Below are 19,154 nucleotides of genomic sequence, written 5' to 3'. Positions count from 1 at the left end.
CCCCGACTCTTGCTTCGAAACCCCGCGCCGCCAATTGCGACGATGTCTCGCCGACCTTGCGAACAGCTTGAGGCTTTGGTTCGGCCTCCAAACAGGGTTGACGAGGTGTTAACGCTTCAGAGCGAGGCGGCCTGGAGCGGAAGCGGGCGGTGGCCGCCATTGGCGCCGACGATCAGCGCCGCGGCCTCGCGCTGCGAAAAGGTCTTCGAGCGCACATAGATGCGGTAATCGGCTGGCCCGTCGGTGGACAGGTAAATCACCGGACCGCCGTCGACCGGCTCCGCGGCAATCGTGACGAGGCGCGTCGCCGGATTGGCCTGACAGGAGTCCGGTTCGGAGCCGAGACCGTCGTCCACGACCGCGAAGTCCGCCGCGTCCGGATCGTCGGTGATCTGAACCCGCACCGTGGCCCGCGACAGATCGTCGGTGAAGGCGATATGGACGCCGGCCGTCCAGAACAGGGATGTCAGCTCGACTGAAGTCTCGCCCAGCGCGATGCAGGGATGCGAGACCGATCCGATCTCGCCGCGGGCGAACACCGCGGCAGCCAGCAGGGGAACAACCGAGGCCAGGATCTTGAAACGCAACATGACACTCTACTCGCCCGGCCCGGTGTGGACTCGTACTGGGAACGCTTGGGCCTTATGGTTTGCAGAGCGTAAAGGAAACTCGTTACCGCCGGGTTGATGCGCGGAATGATCAGGCCATCTGCCGCACATCCTCCGCGAGTGCGCGGTAGGACAGCGCCTCGGCGAGATGCAGCCGACCGATCTTGTCGGCGCCGTCGAGATCGGCGAGCGTGCGCGCCACCCGCAGGACGCGGTGATAGCCGCGCGCCGACAGCCGCATGGTCTCGGCGGCGTCGCGCAGTAATTTGGCGCCTTGCGCATCCGGCTTGGCGACGTCTTCCAACACCGAGGCCGGCGCCTCGGCATTGGTGCGAACATGCGGCAGGCCCGCATCCGCGTAACGCGCGAGCTGGATGTCGCGCGCGGCTGCGACGCGCGCGGCGACTTCCGCCGAGCCTTCCGCCGCCGGCGGCAGGATCAGATCCGCTGCGGTCACCGCGGGAACCTCGATGCGCAAATCGATGCGGTCCATCAGCGGGCCGGAGATGCGCGCCTGGTAGTCGCCGGTGCAGCGGTCGATGCGGCCGCGCTTGCAGGCATAGCCGGGCTCGAACGCATGGCCGCAGCGGCACGGATTCATCGCCGCGACCAGCATGAAGCGCGCAGGATAAGTCACGCGATGATTGGCACGGGAGACGGAGACCTCGCCGTTCTCCAGCGGTTGGCGCAGCGAATCCAACACCCGCGGATCGAATTCGGGCAACTCGTCGAGGAACAGCACGCCCTGATGCGCAAGCGAGATCTCGCCGGGTTTTGCGCGGACGCCGCCGCCGGTGAGCGCGGCCATGCTGGCGGAGTGATGCGGCGAGCGGAACGGCCGCCGCGCGGTCAGCGCGCCGCCCTCGATCTCGCCGGCGACGGAGGCGATCATGGAGACTTCGAGCAATTCGCCCGGTGACAGCGGCGGCAGGATCGAGGGCAGGCGCGCCGCCAGCATCGACTTGCCGGCGCCGGGCGCGCCGATCATGAGCAGGTGATGTCCGCCGGCGGCCGCGATCTCCAGCGCGCGCTTGGCGCTCTCCTGGCCCTTGATGTCGCGCAGGTCGAGCGGGGAGGCGGCGACCTCGTGCACGCGCGGCGTGGGCCGCGACAGCACCTGCGTGCCCTTGAAATGGTTGGCGATCTGGATCAGCGATTGTGCCGCGATGATCTGGATGTCCGGGCTCGCCCACGCCGCTTCCGAGCCGCAGGCCGCCGGACAGATCAAGCCTTCCTCGCGCACATTGGCGCCGATCGCGGCGGGAAGCACGCCGGCCACCGGCGCGATCGAGCCGTCGAGACCGAGCTCGCCGAGAACGGTAAAACCGGTCAGCGCATCCGGCGGGATCGCGCCGATCGCAGCCATCAGCCCGAGCGCGATCGGCAGGTCGTAATGGCTGCCCTCCTTGGGCAGGTCGGCCGGCGCGAGATTGACGATGATCCGCCGCGCCGGCAGCGCCAGCCCCGAGGCAATCAGCGCCGAACGAACGCGCTCCCGTGCCTCCGACACCGCCTTGTCGGGAAGGCCGACGATGGCGAACGCAGGGAGGCCGGGCGCGACCTGCACCTGCACGTCGACCGCGCGGGCCTCGATCCCCTCAAAGGCGACGGTAGAAACCCGCTGAACCATGCCCGAACCAGCCTGCCCTCTCGCACAATTAGGGGTAGCAGAGCCCGATCTTTCTTGCAAGAACAATACGAGAACAATCTTGGGGGCCCGGAAAACCCTAACCGGTCGTAAACGTCACGCAGACACTACGCCTCGAATGCGAGCGGCTCTCATCAGCACATCCCAACGAATGTTCGCTACTCCTAGAGCTGCGGGATGGGCCGTGATCTAACGGGTGAACAATTCAAATGCTTGCAAATCGCCGCAGAAGCGAACGACGGGTATGCACTCGGCTTGCCAAGATTCACTTTGGCGCGGGCTCGCTGCCGAGGGATTGCACGATCACGGATATCTCGGATGGGGGCGTGAAAGTGGTGGCGGAGTTTCTGGAAGTGCCGCCGCAATTCACCATCATCTTCGCGCCCGATTATTCCCGCCAATGCCGTCTGCGCTGGCGCATCGGCTGCGAATTCGGCGCCGAGTTCACCGATTGAGCCGGACGGGCCAGGTTCCTTAACTGGACTTTAGGGTTAATCGGTAAGCATCGCTGATCAGTCGCCGAGTGATCAGAGTATGCCCAAGCGTTCGTCCCTTGCCTCTTCGCCGGCGAGATTCCTGCTTTCCGCGCTCGTGATGCTTGCCCTCGGCGGCTGCCAGACCACGAGTCTGGAGGACATCACCGGCGCGCTCGGCGGCAAGTCGGAAACGGCTGGCAGGGCCGATCCGAAGCCGGACATGGACGCGCTTCGCGAGCGCTATCGCGCCAAGCCTTCCGATCCCAACGTCGCGCTCGAATATGGCATGGCGCTGCGCGAGACCGGCCAGCGCGCCCAGGCCGTTGCGGTGATGGAGCAGGCCGTGCTCGCCCATCCCAGCAACAAGGCGTTGCTCGCCGGCTACGGCCGCGCGCTCGCCGACAGCGGCAATTTCCAGCAGGCCTTCGATGTGCTCAGCCGCGCGCATACGCCTGAGGATCCCGACTGGCGCATCCTGTCGGCGCAAGGCGCGGCGCTCGATCAGCTCGGCCGGAACGAAGAGGCGCAGCAATATTATTCGGCAGCGCTGAAGATCGTGCCCGAGGAGCCGCAGGTTCTGTCCAATCTCGGCCTGTCCTACATGCTCCAGAACAATCTGCCGCGGGCCGAGGAAACGCTGCGCCGCGCCTATGAGCGCAATCGCGCCGATTCCCGCGTGCGCGCCAATCTGGCGCTCGTCGTGGGACTGCAGGGAAAGCAGGCCGAGGCCGAGACCATCGTGAAGGCCGACCTGCCGCCGGATCAGGCCGCGGCAAAGGTCACGGCGCTGCGGCAGTTGCTGGCGAAGAAGCAGCAGCGGGCGGACAAATAGCCCGCCCTCGTCTGATTCTTTTTTTGACGCGTTTTCCTGGCGCGACCCGGTATCCACTTCGCTCGAAAACGCTTTCGCCCTTACGACACCTTGCGATGCGGGGCTGACCCGCGACCCGCCCTGCCCTTGAGCCTCTTCAGGAGGGGCCCGAGCAGCGAGCGCTTCGGCTTCTTCACCTCGCCACGCCCGGCGAGGCGGTTCGCCATGTTCTGGAACAGAAGGGTGGTGCGGTGGTTCTTGGAGACCTCCGCGATCATCTGGCCGTTATTGGCCGCGGTCGAGAACAATTTCGAGTCGAACGGGATCGCCGCGATCGGCTGGCTCTCCATGGTCTTGGCGAACGCCTTGACGTCGATCTCCGCGCGCTTGTGCATGCCGACCTGGTTGATGCAGTACAGCGGCGGCCGGTCGTTCGGCCGCGCCGCCTTGAGCACGCTCAGCATGTTCCTGGTGTTGCGCAAATTGGCCAGATCGGGCTCGGCCACGATCACGATGTCGTCGGCATTGACGAGCGCACGGCGCGTCCAGCCCGACCATTGGTGGGGAACGTCGAGCACGATGCAGGGCGTGGTCATGCGCAGCGTGTCGAAGATCGCATCAAAAGCTTCGGCGCCGAAATCGTAGACGCGGTCGAGCGTTGCGGGCGCAGCGAGGAGACTGAGGCGCTCGGTGCATTTGGCGAGCAGACGCTCCATCAGCGCCGTGTCCGGCCGGTCCTGCGAGAGCACCGCGTTGGCGATGCCCTGCGCCGGGTCCTGGTTGTAGTCGAGGCCACCGGTGCCGAAGGCGAGGTCAAGATCGATCACGACGGAATCGAGCGCGAGGTCGCGCGCGATGGTCCAGGCCACGTTGTGCGCGACCGTGGACGCACCGACGCCGCCCTTGGCGCCAACCACCGCGATGACGCGGCCGGTGATGATGGCTTCCGACGCCGAGAACAGGCTGCAGATCGAACGGACGACGTCGAGGGTTTCGACCGGTCCCACCACGTAGTCGTTGACGCCGCGGCGGACCAGCTCGCGATAGGGCGCGGTGTCGTTGGGGTTGCCGATCACGACCACGCGGGTGCCGGGATCACAGACGCCGGCGAGATCGTCGAGGCCCTCGAGGATATCGCGTGTGCCGTCGGATTCGATCACGATGACGTTCGGCGTCGGCATCGTGTCATAGACTTCGATGGCCGCGGCAAGGCCGCCGCCTTTGGCGGTGAGATGCGCCTTGGCGAGACGGCGATCCTGCCCGGCCGCGGTGATCGCGGCGAGCGTCTGCTCGGTCTCGCAAAAGGCCTGTACCGAGATGCGAGGAACCGGCGCAATGTGGTCCTCGGGGTGCCGCGGGTCGTCCGCTTCTTCGTCGTCGTGAAAACTTGTCATTTGCCGGTGTCGCTGAGTTTGGCCTTTTCGGCCTCGGGATACATGGTCGTGGTCGCCATGCCCTTGCGGTAGCGCTCGAAGGCGATCTCGCGCCGTGCGGTGTAGGCAGGCGTCTCCGCCCTCGGCTGCTCGAGGTCGGCGGGGTTGTCGATCATGGCCGCGAGGTTGCGCTGGCTGGCGCAGCCCAGATTGAAGTACGGCCGGTTCTCGTTGTAGCCGGGGTCGAGGATGTTCGGACCGACGTCTTCCGGCCACAGCCCGCAGGGGCCGGCGACCGCGGCGATCTTCGAATAGCTCAGGCGGATGGTCGGCAGCAGTCCGGGATCCTCGGGGCGATAGGGATGCTGGACGATGGCGCGCGACGGCACGCCGCCGGATGCGAGCACCGACCGGATTTCGTGATAGGTCGCCGCCGCGGCGCGCGAATTCGCAGCGTCGCTCGGCACGTCGACGACGACGGAACCGGTGCCTTCGCGCACCCAGTCCCTCGCAATGCCCGCGACGTCCGCGTGCTGCGCGGTGGAGAGGCCGCCGCGCGCCTTGCCGACGAAGATCACGATCGACTTCTTGGCTTCCTGCACCGCGATCGGGTGGCGCTGGCGATAGTCGGTCGGCACCGTCTGGGTGACGATGTCACCGGTGGTGTTGCAGGCGCCGAGCATGACGGAAAGCCCCGTCAGCGCCAGCGCGATCCGCAGGTTGCGACGTCGATCGGCAATCGTCTTCGTCATCGCTTTGTCCCCTCTTGCCCCGTTTCTTGTCCCGGTCCCCAAACCGTCTGTCTCAGTCGATGATGAAGCCGAAATCGCCGCGGATGCCTTCGATCGGATCAACGCTGCGCGCGATGCCATAGAGCCGGTTCATGCGGCCGAGCAGCGCCGTCTGCGCGTCCGAGGCCGGCGCAAAGCCGTCGTCGGGCCGCGACAATTCCTTTTGGGCGACCGCGCGCACCACATAGGGCGTCACGATCACCATCAGCTCGGTCTCGTTGTTGACGAAGTCCTGGCTGCGGAACAGCGCGCCGATGATCGGCACCTGGTCGACGCCGGGCAGGCCGTTGATCGCCTGCTTGGTCTTCTGCTGGATCAGGCCGGCCATCGCCATCGAGCCCCCGGAGGGAATTTCCAGCGTGGTCTCGGCGCGGCGGGTCTGGACCGAGGGGATGGTGATCGAGTTGCTCGAGGTCGAGGACACCGCCTGCGTCAGCGTGATCGCGTTCGTGTTCGACAGCTCCGAGACCTCGGTCATCACGCGCAGGCTGATACGGCCTTCGCTGAGCACGAGCGGCGTGAAGTTCAGCGAGATGCCGAACTTCTTGTAGGTGACCTGGGTGGTACAGACGTGGGTGACCGGATCGCAGGAATAGCCTGCAGGGATCGGGAATTCGCCGCCGGCGATGAAGGTGGCGGATTCGCCCGAGATCGCGGTCAGGCTCGGTTCGGCCAGCGTGCGCATGACGCCGGCGCTTTCCATCGCGCGCATCGTGGCGCTGACGGTGGCGACGCCCTTGGCGAGGCCGGCCACGCCGAGCCCGTTGCTGCCGACGATCGGTCCGCCGCTGACCGAGAACGGGTTGGAATTGTTGAAGTTCACGACCGCCGTCCCGGCATTCAGGCTGGCGCTGAGGTCGACGCCCAGCTGCTTGACGATGTCGCGGCGGACTTCGCCGACGACGACCTTGAGCATCACCTGGTCGCGGCCGCGCACGACGATGTTGTTGACGACCTTGTCCGCGCCGCCAACGAGTTTTGCGGCGACGTCGCCGGCCTGCTGGGCCTCGATCGGGCTCGACACCGAGCCGGTCAGCATCACGCTGTCGCCGACGCCTTCGATCTGCACGCCCGGCAGAGATTGGCGCAGCGCCGTGCGCATGCCGTTGAGATCGCGCTTCACCGCGATGTCGTAGGCGGCAACCTGCTGGCCGTCGGCGGTGAAGAACACGACGTTGGTCTGGCCGACCTGGCCGCCGATGATATAGGCGCGCTGCGACGAGCGGATCACTGCATTGGCGATCTTGGGATCGGCCACCAGCACGTCCTTGACCTCGCGCGGCAGGTCGATGACGACGGACTTGCCGACGCCGAGCGACAGCGAGCGCGTGCGCGCAGGCGCGATGGTCGAAACCGGCGACACGCCGAGATCCGGCGCCTGCATCGGCGCCTGGTCGCCGACCGGCGCATCCGCCGCGTTGACGACGTCGGGGGCTGCGATCAGCCCCAGCATCAGCACCGCCCCCGTCCAGAACGAGCGCGCGCGCTTCCCCCGAATGCGCAGGCCCGTCCGATCATCCCCGTAGTTCATGGTGTCCCCATCATCACTTCTGTGACGTCAGTTGCCGTGCCTGCACCCCGTAGCGGATCACGTTCACGCCGCCGGGCCGCTTGGCCGTCAGGTCTTCGATCGAAATCTCCGACGCGTTGGCATCGGCGATGCTTCGCAACGCGAGCGTCAGCGTGCCGCCCTGGCGCGAGGCCGACAGCGTCGCGACCTGGTCCGGCTTGAGCTCGAGCGTGACGGTCTTGCCGAGCACGGCGTTCTGGCCGTCTTTTTCTTTCGGCGCCTGGTCGATCGCGAGCACACGGATGTTGCTCAGGATGACCTCCGACAGGATCAGGTCGTTGCCGCCGGTCGCGCCGTTGGCGCCATCGGGGTTCTTCAGGCGCCGCGTCAGGACGATGTCGACGCGGTCGTTCGGCAGGATGAAGCCGCCGGCGCCGGTCTCGGCTGAAATTTCGGTGGAGACGGCCCGCATGCCGGAGGGCAGGATCGCGGCCATGAAGCCCGAGCCCTCGGCCCTCACCAGCTTCTGCTCGCGGATCGGTTCGCCCTGCATCAATGGCACGCGCGCGATCGAGCCTGCGATCTGGGTCTGGGCGTCGGGCCTGCTGTCGCGGCGGATGAAGGCGCTGCTCGCGGTCGCCGCCGGCCAGGACTGCCATTGCAGATCCTCGGGCTTCACGGCCTGGCCGAGCTGGATGTCGTTCTTCGCGATCAGCACCTCGACCGTCGGCAGCTTTTCGGCGACGGGAAGGGCGGGCGCGGGCTTGTTGTCAAAGCCGCTCGCCAGATACGCAGCGACGCCGCCGGCGCCCAGCGCGATGACGAGAACGACAATGCGTGCGGTGTTCATACGCTTCTACTCTTACGCGGGGCACTCGAACCGCACGTGGCGGGTTCCCCTGCGTCGATGAGTAGGGAGTAAAGGTATAAGGGGTGTTGCGAGGCCGAGTGTGATGGCCCGTGACGATGCGCGTTCTGGGCAGATGGTGAACGTCGCGTTATCCGGTCGGCCAGTGGCCCCGTAGATTCACGCAGGGCGGGACGTTCGTTCGAACGATGCGCGCGGCGTCATGGTGAATGGGTGGTTTAGTCATGGGCGCTTCGCGCAGCGTGCGCGGTGGTCGCTCCTCAGGGTGAGGAGCGTACTTCCTCGTGTTTCAATTGATGTCCGTAGCCCGGATGGAGCGAAGCGCAATCCGGGCTCGTGCAGCGCGTTGTGAGATCCCGGATTTCGCTGCGCTCCATCCGGGCTACGAGTGAGCGCTCTACTTCGCCCGCTTCTGCTCGATCGTGTCCCAGACCTTCGCCGCGACGTCCGGGCCGCCGAGCCGCGCGATGGCGCGGATGCCCGTCGGCGATGTCACGTTGATCTCGGTGAGGTTGCCGTTGATGACGTCGATGCCGACGAACAGCAGGCCGCGCTCGCGCAGCGCCGGGCCGACGGTGGCGCAGATCTCGCGCTCGCGTGGCGTGAGCTCGGTCTCCTGCGCGGCGCCGCCACGCACCATGTTGGAGCGGAGGTCGTCGGCGGCCGGCACGCGGTTCACCGCGCCGGCGAACTCGCCGTTGACGAGGATGATGCGCTTGTCGCCGTGCTTCACCTCGGGGATGAACTGCTGGATCACCCACGGCTCCTTGAAGGTCACCGAGAACATGTCAAACAGCGAGCCGAAATTCATGTCCTGCGGCATCACGCGGAACACCGCTGCGCCGCCATGGCCGTGCAGCGGCTTCATGACGACGGCGCCGTGCTTATCCCGGAACGCGTTGATCTCGTCGAGGTCGCGCGAGATCAGCGTCGGCGGCATCAGCTGCGGAAAGTTCATCACGAACAGTTTTTCCGGCGCGTTGCGCACCGAGGCGGGGTCGTTGACGACCAGCGTCTTCGGATGGATGCGCTCCAGGAAATGCGTCGAGGTGATGTAGGCGAGATCGAACGGCGGATCCTGGCGCAGCAGCACGACGTCGAAGCCGTTGAGCGCCTCGCGCCTGGGCTCGCCCAGCGTGAAGTGATTGCCGGGCTCGTCGCGCACGGTCAGGAGCTGGATGGGCGCGACGATCTCCTCGCCGACCATCGAGAGCTTGTCGGGCGTGTAATAGGACAGGCCATGGCCGCGCTTCTGCGCCTCCAGGAGCAGTGCAAAGGTGGAATCGCCCTTGACGTTGATACGGGCGATGGGGTCCATCTGGACGGCGACGTTCAGTTTCATGGTCTGCCTTTCAGGTCGAGGCGTCGAATGCCGCCAACACATGGCGCGGAAGTGAGCGCGGCGCAATCAGCATGGCGTCGAATCGCAGTTCGAATTCGGCATGCTCGGGATGCGCCACGAGCCAGCCTTGCGCGGCGTCGATGATGCGCTGCTGTTGGCGCGGGGTCACGGCGAAGGCGGCGTCATCCAGCGTCGCGCGGGCCTTGACCTCGACGAAGGCGATCAGGTTGCGGCGGCGCGCCACGATGTCGATCTCGCCATGTGGGGTGCGGTAGCGCCTGGCGAGGATGCGGTAGCCCTTGGCCATGAGATAGGCGGCGGCGCGGCTCTCCGCGGAGATGCCGGTGCGGAACGCGGCGACGCGCTCGGGCGAGGCGACCTTCGGTTCCGCGCCCTCAGTTTTCGCCATCGCCGTCCCTCAGGTCCTTTGCGAGCTCGAGCGCGCGGGCATAGACCTCGCGGCGTGGCCGGCCCGAGAGCGCGACCGCATGCGCGACGGCATCCTTGACGCTGTGCGCGGCGAGCTGCTCGCGCAGCAGTCCGTCGAGCGCATCCGAGGTCAGCAGCTCCGCGTCCGCCGCAGGCGGCGCGATCACCAGCACGAATTCGCCGCGCGTCTCCAGCGTGTCCGCCCCGCGTGCCAGCTCCTGCAGCGGCGCGCGCGAAATCTCCTCGTGCAGTTTCGTCAATTCGCGGCAGATCGCGGCTTCGCGCGTCCCCATGATCTCGGCAAGCTCGGCGAGAGTGTCCTGGACGCGGTTGCCGGAGTCGAACATCACCAGCGTCGCATCGATGCGGGCGAGCTCCGCAAGGCGCGACTTTCGCGCGGCGGATTTCGCCGGCAGAAAGCCCTCGAAGAAGAAGCGGTCGGTCGGCAATGCGGCGACCGACAGCGCGGCCAGCACCGAGGACGGGCCGGGCAGCGCGTAGACCGCATGGCCGGCTGCGCAGACCTCGCGCACCAGCTTGAAACCGGGGTCGGAGATCAGCGGCGTGCCGGCATCCGACACCAGCGCGATCGAGCCGCCCTGCCCCAGCGCCTCCAGGATCCTCGGACGCGCCGCTTCCGCGTTGTGCTCGTGATATTGCTTGAGCTGCGCCGTGATCGCGTAGCGCTCGGTCAGGCGCCGCGTGATGCGGGTGTCCTCGCAGGCGATGACGTCGACGCCGGCGAGCGTCTGAAGCGCGCGCAGTGTGATGTCGCCGAGATTGCCTATGGGGGTCGCGACCAGATGGAGGCCCGGCGCCGCCTTCGGCGCCGTCAGCCGATGGGCGTCGATGGAGAAACCGCGCGAGGCGGGATCCGTCGCTTCAGGTGTATTTATCGGGCTCGGCTTTACGCGCATAATGAATCGAACTTAGGCATGATCCCGGGGGCTGGGAACCGGTCCTCGGAAAAAGATCGCGCCAGGTCAGGGGTGAGGAAGGACTGGAATGTGACCCATCCGGCATCACATTGCAGAGGGAATGAAGCGTCGGCGCCACATTCGCGGCGGAAACGCCGCCTTGATGCGGGTGACGGATGGTGGACAGCTAGCCAGGGCTTGAGGTGTGGCCGCGTTAAGTGGTCATTATCCTTTTGTTTTAGTTAACTATTTGCCGACAATATGCCTGAATCCGCGGCTTGTGTCGTGGAAAGAATGTTGTGACCGGCCGGCCGACGGTCGGTCAGAAGAGAAGTTGTGATGCTGGGCCCGCGCGATCCTAAATCTCCCGTTCAGGGCTCCCGATTATCGGGGGCGACCCGGCGGAGCGCACTCGGCCTGTTGCTCGGCGCCCCCTTGCTGTCGGCCTGCGCCGGCGTGCAGCAGAGTCTCAGCCAGTTTTCCAACCCGTTCAGCAGCTCCTCCCCGGCCCCGGCTCAGCCGGCCGGCCCGCCGCAACAGGCCACCACCGCCGGCAGCGGCGGCGTGAAGGTTGCCGTGATCCTGCCGCTCTCGGCCGCCGGCAATGCCGGCCTCGCCGCGCAGTCGATGCGCAACGCCGCCGAGATGGCACTGGCCGAGTTCCAGAATCCCAACATCCAGCTCCTGATCAAGGACGACAACGGCAGTCCGCAAGGCGCGCAGGCGGGCGCGCAGCAGGCGGTCGACGAAGGCGCCGAGATCATCCTGGGCCCGCTGTTCGCGCAGTCGGTGCCGGCGGTGGCGCAGGTCGCGCGTACGCGCGGCATCTCGGTGATCGCGTTCTCGACCGATTCCAGCATTGCCGGCCGCGGCGTCTTTCTGCTGAGCTTCCTGCCGGAGTCCGACGTCAACCGCATCGTCGAATATTCCGCGAGCATCGGAAAGCGCTCGGTCGCCGTGCTGGTGCCCGACAACGCCTATGGAAATGTCGTCGAGGCCGCGGTGAAGGCGGCGGTGCCGCGGCGCGGCGGCCGCATTGTCGCCTTCGAGAAATACGGCGCCGATCGCGCGACGCCGGCACGCACCGTGGCGCAGCAGCTCGGCAGCGCGGATGCGCTGTTCATCGCCGATGACGGCGATGCCGTCGTCGCGGTGGCCGATGCGATGACGGCCGCGGGCGCGAATTTGCGCAACATCCAGCTGCTCGGCACCGGCCTGTGGGACAGTCCGCGTGTCTATGCCAATTCGAACTTGCAAGGCGGTCTCTACGCCGCGCCGGACCCGGCCGGCTTCCGCGCCTTCTCCGGCCGCTACCGCACCAAATACGGCGCCGAGCCGATCCGCACCGCGACGCTCGCCTATGACGCGGTCGCCCTCGTCGCCGCGCTCGCGCGCACGCAAGGCCCGACGCGCTTCTCGCCGGACGTGCTCACCAACCCTTCCGGCTTCGCCGGCATCGACGGCCTGTTCCGCTTCCGCGCCGATGGGACCAACGAGCGCGGCCTCGCCGTGATGAAGGTGACGACGGGTGGCGGTGTGGCGGTCGCGGGCTCGCCGAAGAGTTTTGGGGCTTGATGGCTTCGTAGCCCGGATGGAGCGCAGCGCAATCCGGGTTCTATCCGAGTGGCGAAAGCGTCCCGGATTACGCTGCGCTCCATCCGGGCTACGGCAGCTCGCTACGCGGCGAGATCCGCGACCACGGCGTCCAGCACCGGGAAGCCGCTGCTGGTCACGCGCAGGCGCCCCGTCGCATCGACGATGATCGCACCTTCTTCGCGCAACAGCGCGATGCGCTTGGGATCGAGCGGTCGGCCCGACAGCGCGCTGTAGCGCTCGGGGTCGATGCCCTCGGCGAGGCGGAGCCCCATCAGCAAAAATTCGTCGGCGCGCTCCTCGCTGTTGAGGAGATCGTCGGTGACGTTGCCGTGGCCGTTGGTCTCGACCCGCATCAACCAGGCCTCGGGACGCTTCTCGGTGGCGGTGGCGTGCCTGATCCCGTCGATATCGAGGCGGCCGTGTGCGCCGGGGCCGATGCCGGCATATTCATCGCCGCGCCAGTACACCAGATTGTGCCGGCACTCGGCGCCGCGCCGCGCGTGATTTGAAATCTCGTAGGCGGGCAGGCCGAGCTTGTCGCAGGTCTCCTGCGTCACGTCGTAGAGCGCGCGCGCGACCGCTTCGTCCGGCGTCTTCAATTTGCCGGCCTGGTGCAGGCCGAAGAACGGCGTGCCTTCCTCGATCGTCAATTGATAGAGCGACAGATGCTCGGCCGCTTCATCGATCGCGAGGCGCAGCTCGTCGGCCCACATCGCCGGCGTCTGGTCGGGGCGGGCGTAGATCAGGTCGAACGAATAACGGTCGAACGAGCGGCGCGCGATCGCGACGGCATCGAGCGCCTCGCGGGCGCTGTGCATGCGGCCCAGCGCTTTCAGCGAGGCATCGTCGAGAGCCTGCACGCCGAGCGAGACGCGGTTGACGCCGGCGGCGCGATAGCCGGCAAAGCGCGTGGCTTCGACGCTGGTCGGGTTTGCTTCCAGCGTCACTTCGACATCGCTGGCGACGTGCCAATGCTTGCCGATGGCATCGAGCACCGCGCCGACGGTTGCGGGCTGCATCAGCGACGGCGTGCCGCCGCCGAGGAAGATCGAGGTGACTTCACGCCCGGGCGCACGCTGTGCGGTCGTTTCGATTTCACGCGCGAAAGCTGAAGCGAAGCGCGTCTCGTCGATCGCGGCGTGGCGGACGTGGCTGTTGAAGTCGCAATAGGGGCACTTCGACAGGCAGAACGGCCAGTGCACATAGACGCCGAAAGCTTGCTTAGCGCGGCTCAAGGCAGATCTCCGCCAGTTTCACGAAGGCGCGGGCGCGATGCGACAGGCCGAGGCCGAGCGGCGGCAGGCCGTGCTTCTCGATGCTGGTCATCTCGCCGAACGTGCGATCGTGGCCATTAGGCAGGAACATCGGATCATAACCGAAGCCGGCCGTGCCGCGCGGCGGCCAGACCAAGCTGCCGTCGACGCGCGCCTCGACCTCTTCGAGATGATCGTCGGGCCAGGCGACGCAGAGCGCGGAAACGAAATGAGCGGTGCGCTTGTCGGGCGTGGCGGCGCCGCGCTCCTGCAACAGGCGCTCGATCTGCGCCATCGCGGCAGCGAAATCTTTTGACGGTCCGGCCCAGCGCGCGCTGTAGATGCCGGGCGCGCCATCGAGCGCGTCGACCACGATGCCGGAATCGTCGGCGAAGGAGGGAAGCTTGGTCGCCTGCGCCGCCGCGATCGCCTTGATCGCGGCATTGCTGCGGAAATCGTTGCCGGTCTCGTCGGGCTCGGGCAGGCCGAGCTCACCGGCCGACACCGCCTCGATGCCGCAAGGCGCGAGCAACTCCTTCATCTCGGCGAGCTTGCCGGGATTGTGGGTCGCGATGACGAGCTTTCCGGTGATTCGGCGGTGCATGGGCCTATTGACTACGCGACAGCCAGTTTCTGCAAGTCCACGAGCCGCGCGATACCCTTCTGGGCCAGCGCCATCAGCGCGAGGAATTCGTCTTGTGTGAACGGTTCGCGTTCCGCGGTGCCCTGCACCTCGATGATGCGGCCATCGCCGGTCAGGACGAAATTGGCGTCGGTCTGGGCCTCCGAATCCTCGGCATAGTCGAGGTCGAGCACGGGCGTGCCGTTGTAGATGCCGCAGGAGATCGCGGCGACGTTGTCGCGCAGCACCTTGGCCTTGATCATGTTGCGCGCCTTCATCCAGTTGATGCAATCGGCGAGCGCGACCCAGGCGCCGGTGATCGAGGCCGTGCGCGTGCCGCCGTCGGCCTGGAGCACGTCGCAATCGACCGTGATCTGGCGCTCACCGAGCGCTTCGAGATCGACGATGGTACGAAGCGAGCGGCCTATCAGGCGCTGAATCTCGACGGTACGGCCGCTTTGCTTGCCCGCGGAGGCCTCGCGGCGGGTGCGTTCGGAGGTCGCGCGCGGCAGCATGCCGTATTCGGCGGTGACCCAGCCGCGGCCCTGGCCCTTCAGCCACGGCGGCAGGCGGTCTTCCAGCGTGGCGGTGACCAGCACATGGGTGTCGCCGAATTTCACCAGGCAGGAGCCTTCCGCATATTTGACCACGCCGCGCTCCAGCGTCACGGGGCGCAATTCGTCGGGCGCACGGCGGCTTGGCCGCATGGGAAATCCTCCAAAACTCTCGGAAAAGGGCTATTCGCGGTGCTTGTAGGTGGGGTGAGGGTGGGCGGCAAGGCTTTTTCACCCCGGGTTTTCCACCCCGCAAACGCCACGCTTGTCAGAACCCTCCGGGATGGACAAATTATAAGCGTCTGAGAGGAGTTACCGTCCGTGGCCCATCACGATCCGATCCATCTGATCGCGCCGCGCGCAGGCCTCGCCCAGCTCAACGAGCGCTCCCGCGACATCTTTCGTCAAATTGTCGAAAGCTATCTCGCGACCGGCGAGCCGGTCGGCTCGCGCAATATTTCGCGGCTGATCGCGATGCCGCTGTCCCCGGCCTCGGTCCGCAACGTCATGGCCGACCTGGAACAGCTCGGCCTGATCTATGCGCCCCACACCTCCGCCGGCCGTTTGCCGACGGAACTGGGCTTACGCTTCTTCGTCGACGCCCTGATGCAGGTCGGCGACCTCAATGACGCCGAGCGGCAGTCGATCCAGAGCCAGTTGACGTCGGTGGGTCACGCCCAATCGGTCGAGGCGGCGCTGTCGGAGGCGCTGACGCGGCTGTCCGGTCTCACCCGCGCCGCAGCGGTCGTGCTGACCCCGAAATCCAATGCGCGGCTGAAACACATCGAATTCGTCCGGCTGGAACCCGAAAAAGCCCTGGTGATCCTGGTCGGCGAGGACGGTCAGGTCGAAAACCGCGTGTTGTCGCTGCCGCCCGGAGTTCCCTCCTCGGCGCTCACCGAAGCCGGTAATTTCCTCAATGCGCGGATTCGCGGCCGCACGCTGGCCGAGGCGCGGCTCGAGCTCGAAACCGCGCTCGGCGAAGCCCGTGCCGAGCTCGATCAACTGACGCAGAAGGTGATTTCGGCCGGCATTGCGAGCTGGTCCGGCGGCGAGAACGAGGACCGCCAGCTGATCGTTCGCGGCCACGCCAACCTGCTCGAGGATCTGCACGCGCTGGAGGATCTGGAGCGCGTTCGCCTGCTGTTCGACGATCTCGAGACCAAGCGCGGCGTGATCGACCTTCTGGGACGCGCCGAGACCGCCGAGGGCGTGCGGATCTTTATCGGTTCGGAGAACAAACTGTTTTCCTTGTCAGGCTCCTCCACCATCATCTCGCCCTATCGGGATGCCGCCGGCCACATCGTCGGTGTTTTGGGCGTGATCGGGCCGACGCGGCTGAATTATGCCCGCGTAATCCCGACCGTGGACTACGCCGCGCGCATCGTCAGCCGCCTCTTGGGGGGCTGACCGGCGTTTCCTCCGATCACGGGCGCTTGATTTTCGTGAGCTTAGGCACGATATCCGGGCCAACAATCCCTTGAGACGAGTTCGAGAAGAGAGCCGATGACCGATCGAGACCGGCAGCCCGACGACACGACCCCACCGACCGATGAGCCCGTGGTGTCAAAACCCTACATCATGCCCGACGATCCGGAGCCCGGCTCGGTCGAGCTGTTGCAGAAGGAAGCCGCCGAGGCGCGCGACCGCATGCTGCGGACGCTGGCCGAGATGGAAAATCTGCGCAAGCGCACCACCAAGGAGGTCGCCGATGCCCGCCTCTACGGCATCACCGGCTTCGCCCGCGACGTGCTCGACATCGCCGACAATCTCCAGCGTGCGCTCGATGCCGTTCCGGCCGAGGCCCGTGCCGCGGCCGATCCCGGCCTGACCTCGCTAATCGAGGGCGTCGAGCTCACCGAGCGCTCGCTGCTCAACGCGCTGGAAAAGCACGGCGTCAAGAAGTTCGATCCGCAGGGCCAGAAGTTCGACCCGAACTTCCAGCAGGCGATGTACGAGGTGCCGGATGCGTCGGTGCCTGCGGGCACCGTCGTGCAGGTCATGCAGGCCGGCTACACCATCGGCGAGCGCGTGCTGCGCCCGGCGCTGGTCGGTGTCGCCAAGGGCGGCACGAAGGCTGCGCCGGCTGCGAACAGCAACGAAGTTAACTGAGCGGCGTGATCCTCATCCTGAGGAGCGCGCTCGCGCGCGTCTCGAAGGATGAAGGCCCGGCCCTCGCAGCTCGGCCTGCATGGTTCGAGACGGCGCTGACGCGCCTCCTCACCATGAGGGTCTGGCCGATGTGCGTGCCTTACGCGCTCACCGCGATATCCGCGGACTGAATCCGCTTCACGCCGGCCTTGGCCATGTCGGCCCAGGCTTTTGCGAGCGAACCCTGCGTGTCGATGCCGCGGCAGGCGTCTTCCACCACATAGACCTCGAAGCCCGCCTTGCGCGCATCGAGCGCGGTCCAGGCGACGCAGAAGTCGGTCGCGAGGCCGGCGACGAAGACGCGCTTGATCTTGCGGCCCTTCAGGTAACCGGCGAGGCCTGTCGAGGTCTTGCCGTCGGCTTCCAGGAAGGCCGAATAGCTGTCGACGTCCTTGTGAAAACCCTTGCGGATGATGAGCTCGGCATGCGGGATCGCGAGGTCCTTCGACAGCGCGGCGCCATCGGTACCCTGCACGCAATGGTCGGGCCACAGCACCTGCTTGCCGTAGGGAAGATCGACGGTCTCAAACGGCTTCTTGCCGGAGTGCACTGACGCAAATGAGATGTGGCCTGGCGTGTGCCAGTCCTGGGTCATCACCACGTTCGCAAAGGCTTTCGCCATCTTGTTGATGACGGGAACGACCTGCTCGCCTTCCTTCACGGCGAGGCTGCCGCCGGGCAGGAAGCAGTTTTGCACGTCGATCACGAGCAGCGCGGAGGCATCGTCCGGCTTGATCGATGCGGCCGCAAGGAGCGCGGTTGGAGCAAGGGCTACGAGAGCGCTTGTCCCAAGCGCCGCGAGGATTTGTCGTCGATCAAGCATCGTTCGCCTCCCTCCAGGATGATCCAATGGAAGGAAGCCTAGTTCCGTTCGTATACGAACAGAAGCCCGAAAATGCAGCCGGTTCTGTCCAGCGCTTGGGCTAACCCTTGGACTAACCCTTGAGACTAACCCTTGGGCTGGATGCCGTCGCGCACGGCGCGGAAGCGGGTGAAGGCGGCCGACCACTGGTCGCGCGGGGCGCTGGCGATGATGCGCAGCGAGGCGCCGCCGCTTGAGAAGCGGATCCACTGCACCACGGTCACGGGCGTCTTGTCCTTGCCGCTGACGCCGTCGATCCGGGTCTCGAAACCCTGCTGGCCGTTGATGCGGATCGGCTCCGACATGGTGACGCGGGATTCGCGCACGCCGGGGATCTGGAGCGCGGCCTCCTGGGCAAAGCGGGCGCGATCGTCGGCCTGCTGCGGGGTGGCGCCGATCAGGCCGAGGATCATGAACGGCTTGGATTCATAGCCCGAGCTCTCATTGCCGTCGGCCAGGATGATGCTGGAGCCCGGCGCCAGGGTGCGGATGTCCTTGAAATCGGCGAGATCGGTGATCTTGAACGGCATCAGCCCGATCTGCTCTTCGGCCGAGACCTGCTTGCGGGTGACGGCGCTCGCAAACATCTGCCGCACCGCCTCGTCGGTGTAGATCTTGGTTGCGTTCTCCGGGATCTGCACCGCGACATAGCCGGAGAAACCGGCGCCCGGGACGATCATCGAGTAGCGCTTCACCGGCGTCTCGCCGGCCTTGCCGCTTTCCATGGTGAAATAGGCAAGACCCGCGGGGGTCTCGAGCTTGTCCTGCTTGACGCCGGCGGTGCCGGCGGGATTGGAATTGAAGGCGCTCACGACCTCGCCATAGGCCGCCGGCGGCAGCTCGGTGATCAGCACCTTGACGTTGCCGTCCTCGCTCTCGAAGCCCGGAAACGTCTTGGCCGTGCTCAGGCCGACCAGCGGCACCATGCCGAGGCGCAAGCCGGGCGGGAAAACGGCATCGGCCGCCAGGGCCGGAAGCGCTGTGGCGACGAGGACGGCGAGCGCGGCGAGGGGGCGAATGAGCTTCATGGGCACTCTGATTGGTTCACATTGAGGCCGTTCGATGGTCGGCCATTGGGCCGCTTTGTCGCGCAAAGCCGCCTTGATGGCGGCGGTCCGGCCGCCCGCCTTTTAACGGGTTTGGCCCGCCGGTAACAGGGCGGGGCAGATCACGGTGGCGGGGGCCGGCTGACGCCTGAACCTGTTAATAATTCATCACCCGCAAGGGCGGTTGAGCCCGGATATGATCTTCCAAAACCCAATGTTTTCATGGCCGAAACTTGCGTTCGGTCCTTGCGGGCCCCTCCCCCCCTCCTATATGAGCGTCAACCATCGCAATATCGC

19 protein-coding genes are annotated in these 19,154 nt (G+C 66.4%); 5 read left to right on the top strand and 14 right to left on the bottom strand.

The annotated features are described in order from the left end of the window. Window positions 1-116: 116 nt before the first annotated feature. The gene (locus AC1DW2_RS29455; RefSeq protein WP_477007773.1) at window positions 117-590 is read right to left on the bottom strand and encodes a hypothetical protein; all 474 of its coding nucleotides are present in this window, start codon (window positions 588-590) and stop codon (window positions 117-119) included. Between the two features lie 109 nt (window positions 591-699). Continuing rightward, window positions 700-2,238, bottom strand: coding sequence for a YifB family Mg chelatase-like AAA ATPase (locus tag AC1DW2_RS29450; protein ID WP_477007772.1), 1,539 nt, complete (start codon window positions 2,236-2,238; stop codon window positions 700-702). 227 nt (window positions 2,239-2,465) lie between these two features. Here AC1DW2_RS29450 and AC1DW2_RS29445 point away from each other — a divergent pair, with 227 nt between their 5' ends. Together AC1DW2_RS29445 and AC1DW2_RS29440 are read left to right on the top strand one after the other, a co-directional pair. Further along, the gene (locus tag AC1DW2_RS29445) at window positions 2,466-2,711 is read left to right on the top strand and encodes a PilZ domain-containing protein (RefSeq protein ID WP_027534981.1); all 246 of its coding nucleotides are present in this window, start codon (window positions 2,466-2,468) and stop codon (window positions 2,709-2,711) included. A 79-nt stretch (window positions 2,712-2,790) separates the two neighbouring features. Further along, entirely contained in the window at window positions 2,791-3,564 is a 774-nt protein-coding gene (locus AC1DW2_RS29440; protein WP_354241227.1) for a tetratricopeptide repeat protein, read from the top strand. Between the two features lie 80 nt (window positions 3,565-3,644). Here AC1DW2_RS29440 and AC1DW2_RS29435 read toward each other — a convergent pair whose 3' ends face one another. From AC1DW2_RS29435 to rsmI, 7 genes are all read right to left on the bottom strand, one after another. Then, complete coding sequence (locus tag AC1DW2_RS29435; RefSeq protein ID WP_477007771.1) at window positions 3,645-4,937, bottom strand: CpaE/TadZ family protein; 1,293 nt, start codon at window positions 4,935-4,937, stop codon at window positions 3,645-3,647. Continuing rightward, window positions 4,934-5,668, bottom strand: a complete 735-nt coding sequence (locus tag AC1DW2_RS29430; RefSeq protein WP_063980257.1) for a CpaD family pilus assembly protein — start codon at window positions 5,666-5,668, stop codon at window positions 4,934-4,936. Before AC1DW2_RS29430 ends, AC1DW2_RS29435 begins: the two co-directional genes overlap by 4 nt. Window positions 5,669-5,720: 52 nt before the next feature. Continuing rightward, window positions 5,721-7,238: a type II and III secretion system protein family protein gene (locus AC1DW2_RS29425; protein ID WP_477007770.1), complete on the bottom strand. Its 1,518-nt coding sequence runs from the start codon at window positions 7,236-7,238 to the stop codon at window positions 5,721-5,723. Window positions 7,239-7,251: 13 nt separating this feature from the next. Next, window positions 7,252-8,067 (bottom strand): Flp pilus assembly protein CpaB, encoded by an 816-nt coding sequence (gene cpaB, locus AC1DW2_RS29420; protein WP_063980255.1) that lies wholly within the window; start codon window positions 8,065-8,067, stop codon window positions 7,252-7,254. A gap of 415 nt (window positions 8,068-8,482) precedes the next feature. Beyond that, window positions 8,483-9,427: a glutathione synthase gene (gshB, locus tag AC1DW2_RS29415; RefSeq protein WP_477007769.1), complete on the bottom strand. Its 945-nt coding sequence runs from the start codon at window positions 9,425-9,427 to the stop codon at window positions 8,483-8,485. 10 nt (window positions 9,428-9,437) lie between these two features. Then, window positions 9,438-9,836, bottom strand: coding sequence for a YraN family protein (locus AC1DW2_RS29410; RefSeq protein WP_028155515.1), 399 nt, complete (start codon window positions 9,834-9,836; stop codon window positions 9,438-9,440). Then, entirely contained in the window at window positions 9,823-10,773 is a 951-nt protein-coding gene (gene rsmI, locus AC1DW2_RS29405) for a 16S rRNA (cytidine(1402)-2'-O)-methyltransferase (RefSeq protein ID WP_477007768.1), read from the bottom strand. The genes AC1DW2_RS29410 and rsmI overlap by 14 nt, the downstream gene beginning before the upstream one ends. Window positions 10,774-11,112: 339 nt before the next feature. On the opposite strand from rsmI, the gene AC1DW2_RS29400 reads away from it, so the two are divergent. Beyond that, window positions 11,113-12,348 carry a penicillin-binding protein activator gene (locus tag AC1DW2_RS29400; protein WP_354177370.1) on the top strand — a complete coding sequence of 412 codons (1,236 nt, stop codon included), beginning with the start codon at window positions 11,113-11,115 and terminating at the stop codon, window positions 12,346-12,348. Window positions 12,349-12,449: 101 nt separating this feature from the next. On the opposite strand, the gene hemW is transcribed toward AC1DW2_RS29400, so the two are convergent. From hemW to rph, 3 genes are read right to left on the bottom strand one after another with little or no spacing between them, the layout of a single operon-like run. Then, complete coding sequence (gene hemW, locus AC1DW2_RS29395) at window positions 12,450-13,604, bottom strand: radical SAM family heme chaperone HemW (protein WP_063980250.1); 1,155 nt, start codon at window positions 13,602-13,604, stop codon at window positions 12,450-12,452. After that, complete coding sequence (gene rdgB, locus AC1DW2_RS29390) at window positions 13,591-14,226, bottom strand: RdgB/HAM1 family non-canonical purine NTP pyrophosphatase (RefSeq protein ID WP_166061817.1); 636 nt, start codon at window positions 14,224-14,226, stop codon at window positions 13,591-13,593. The genes hemW and rdgB overlap by 14 nt, the downstream gene beginning before the upstream one ends. A gap of 11 nt (window positions 14,227-14,237) precedes the next feature. Further along, a complete protein-coding gene (rph, locus tag AC1DW2_RS29385; RefSeq protein WP_014490830.1) occupies window positions 14,238-14,951 on the bottom strand; it encodes a ribonuclease PH in 714 nt (237 codons plus the stop codon). A 168-nt stretch (window positions 14,952-15,119) separates the two neighbouring features. Here rph and hrcA point away from each other — a divergent pair, with 168 nt between their 5' ends. Then, window positions 15,120-16,208 carry a heat-inducible transcriptional repressor HrcA gene (gene hrcA / locus AC1DW2_RS29380; protein WP_063980248.1) on the top strand — a complete coding sequence of 363 codons (1,089 nt, stop codon included), beginning with the start codon at window positions 15,120-15,122 and terminating at the stop codon, window positions 16,206-16,208. Window positions 16,209-16,304: 96 nt separating this feature from the next. Then, entirely contained in the window at window positions 16,305-16,910 is a 606-nt protein-coding gene (gene grpE, locus AC1DW2_RS29375) for a nucleotide exchange factor GrpE (protein WP_063980247.1), read from the top strand. 139 nt (window positions 16,911-17,049) lie between these two features. Here the strand turns inward: grpE and pncA are convergent, their stop codons facing one another. Next, window positions 17,050-17,772 (bottom strand): bifunctional nicotinamidase/pyrazinamidase, encoded by a 723-nt coding sequence (gene pncA / locus AC1DW2_RS29370; RefSeq protein ID WP_028155509.1) that lies wholly within the window; start codon window positions 17,770-17,772, stop codon window positions 17,050-17,052. Between the two features lie 125 nt (window positions 17,773-17,897). Continuing rightward, window positions 17,898-18,839: a hypothetical protein gene (locus tag AC1DW2_RS29365; protein WP_477007767.1), complete on the bottom strand. Its 942-nt coding sequence runs from the start codon at window positions 18,837-18,839 to the stop codon at window positions 17,898-17,900. Window positions 18,840-19,154: the final 315 nt, after the last annotated feature.

The sequence above is a fragment of the Bradyrhizobium sp. P3_C3 genome, assembly GCF_056402655.1.
The sequence above is the reverse complement of the archived record's forward strand: the minus strand, read 5'-3'. Positions and strand labels throughout refer to the sequence as shown.

What these genes read in the sequence shown, in the direction of transcription:
- AC1DW2_RS29455 (WP_477007773.1), bottom strand. Translation starts at nt 590, where the DNA reads ATGTTGCGTTTCAAGATCCTGGCCTCGGTTGTTCCCCTGCTGGCTGCC.
- AC1DW2_RS29450 (WP_477007772.1), bottom strand. Translation starts at nt 2,238, where the DNA reads ATGGTTCAGCGGGTTTCTACCGTCGCCTTTGAGGGGATCGAGGCCCGC.
- AC1DW2_RS29445 (WP_027534981.1), top strand. Translation starts at nt 2,466, where the DNA reads ATGCTTGCAAATCGCCGCAGAAGCGAACGACGGGTATGCACTCGGCTT.
- AC1DW2_RS29440 (WP_354241227.1), top strand. Translation starts at nt 2,791, where the DNA reads ATGCCCAAGCGTTCGTCCCTTGCCTCTTCGCCGGCGAGATTCCTGCTT.
- AC1DW2_RS29435 (WP_477007771.1), bottom strand. Translation starts at nt 4,937, where the DNA reads ATGACAAGTTTTCACGACGACGAAGAAGCGGACGACCCGCGGCACCCC.
- AC1DW2_RS29430 (WP_063980257.1), bottom strand. Translation starts at nt 5,668, where the DNA reads ATGACGAAGACGATTGCCGATCGACGTCGCAACCTGCGGATCGCGCTG.
- AC1DW2_RS29425 (WP_477007770.1), bottom strand. Translation starts at nt 7,238, where the DNA reads ATGAACTACGGGGATGATCGGACGGGCCTGCGCATTCGGGGGAAGCGC.
- cpaB (WP_063980255.1), bottom strand. Translation starts at nt 8,067, where the DNA reads ATGAACACCGCACGCATTGTCGTTCTCGTCATCGCGCTGGGCGCCGGC.
- gshB (WP_477007769.1), bottom strand. Translation starts at nt 9,427, where the DNA reads ATGAAACTGAACGTCGCCGTCCAGATGGACCCCATCGCCCGTATCAAC.
- AC1DW2_RS29410 (WP_028155515.1), bottom strand. Translation starts at nt 9,836, where the DNA reads ATGGCGAAAACTGAGGGCGCGGAACCGAAGGTCGCCTCGCCCGAGCGC.
- rsmI (WP_477007768.1), bottom strand. Translation starts at nt 10,773, where the DNA reads ATGCGCGTAAAGCCGAGCCCGATAAATACACCTGAAGCGACGGATCCC.
- AC1DW2_RS29400 (WP_354177370.1), top strand. Translation starts at nt 11,113, where the DNA reads ATGCTGGGCCCGCGCGATCCTAAATCTCCCGTTCAGGGCTCCCGATTA.
- rdgB (WP_166061817.1), bottom strand. Translation starts at nt 14,226, where the DNA reads ATGCACCGCCGAATCACCGGAAAGCTCGTCATCGCGACCCACAATCCC.
- rph (WP_014490830.1), bottom strand. Translation starts at nt 14,951, where the DNA reads ATGCGGCCAAGCCGCCGTGCGCCCGACGAATTGCGCCCCGTGACGCTG.
- grpE (WP_063980247.1), top strand. Translation starts at nt 16,305, where the DNA reads ATGACCGATCGAGACCGGCAGCCCGACGACACGACCCCACCGACCGAT.
- pncA (WP_028155509.1), bottom strand. Translation starts at nt 17,772, where the DNA reads ATGCTTGATCGACGACAAATCCTCGCGGCGCTTGGGACAAGCGCTCTC.
- AC1DW2_RS29365 (WP_477007767.1), bottom strand. Translation starts at nt 18,839, where the DNA reads ATGAAGCTCATTCGCCCCCTCGCCGCGCTCGCCGTCCTCGTCGCCACA.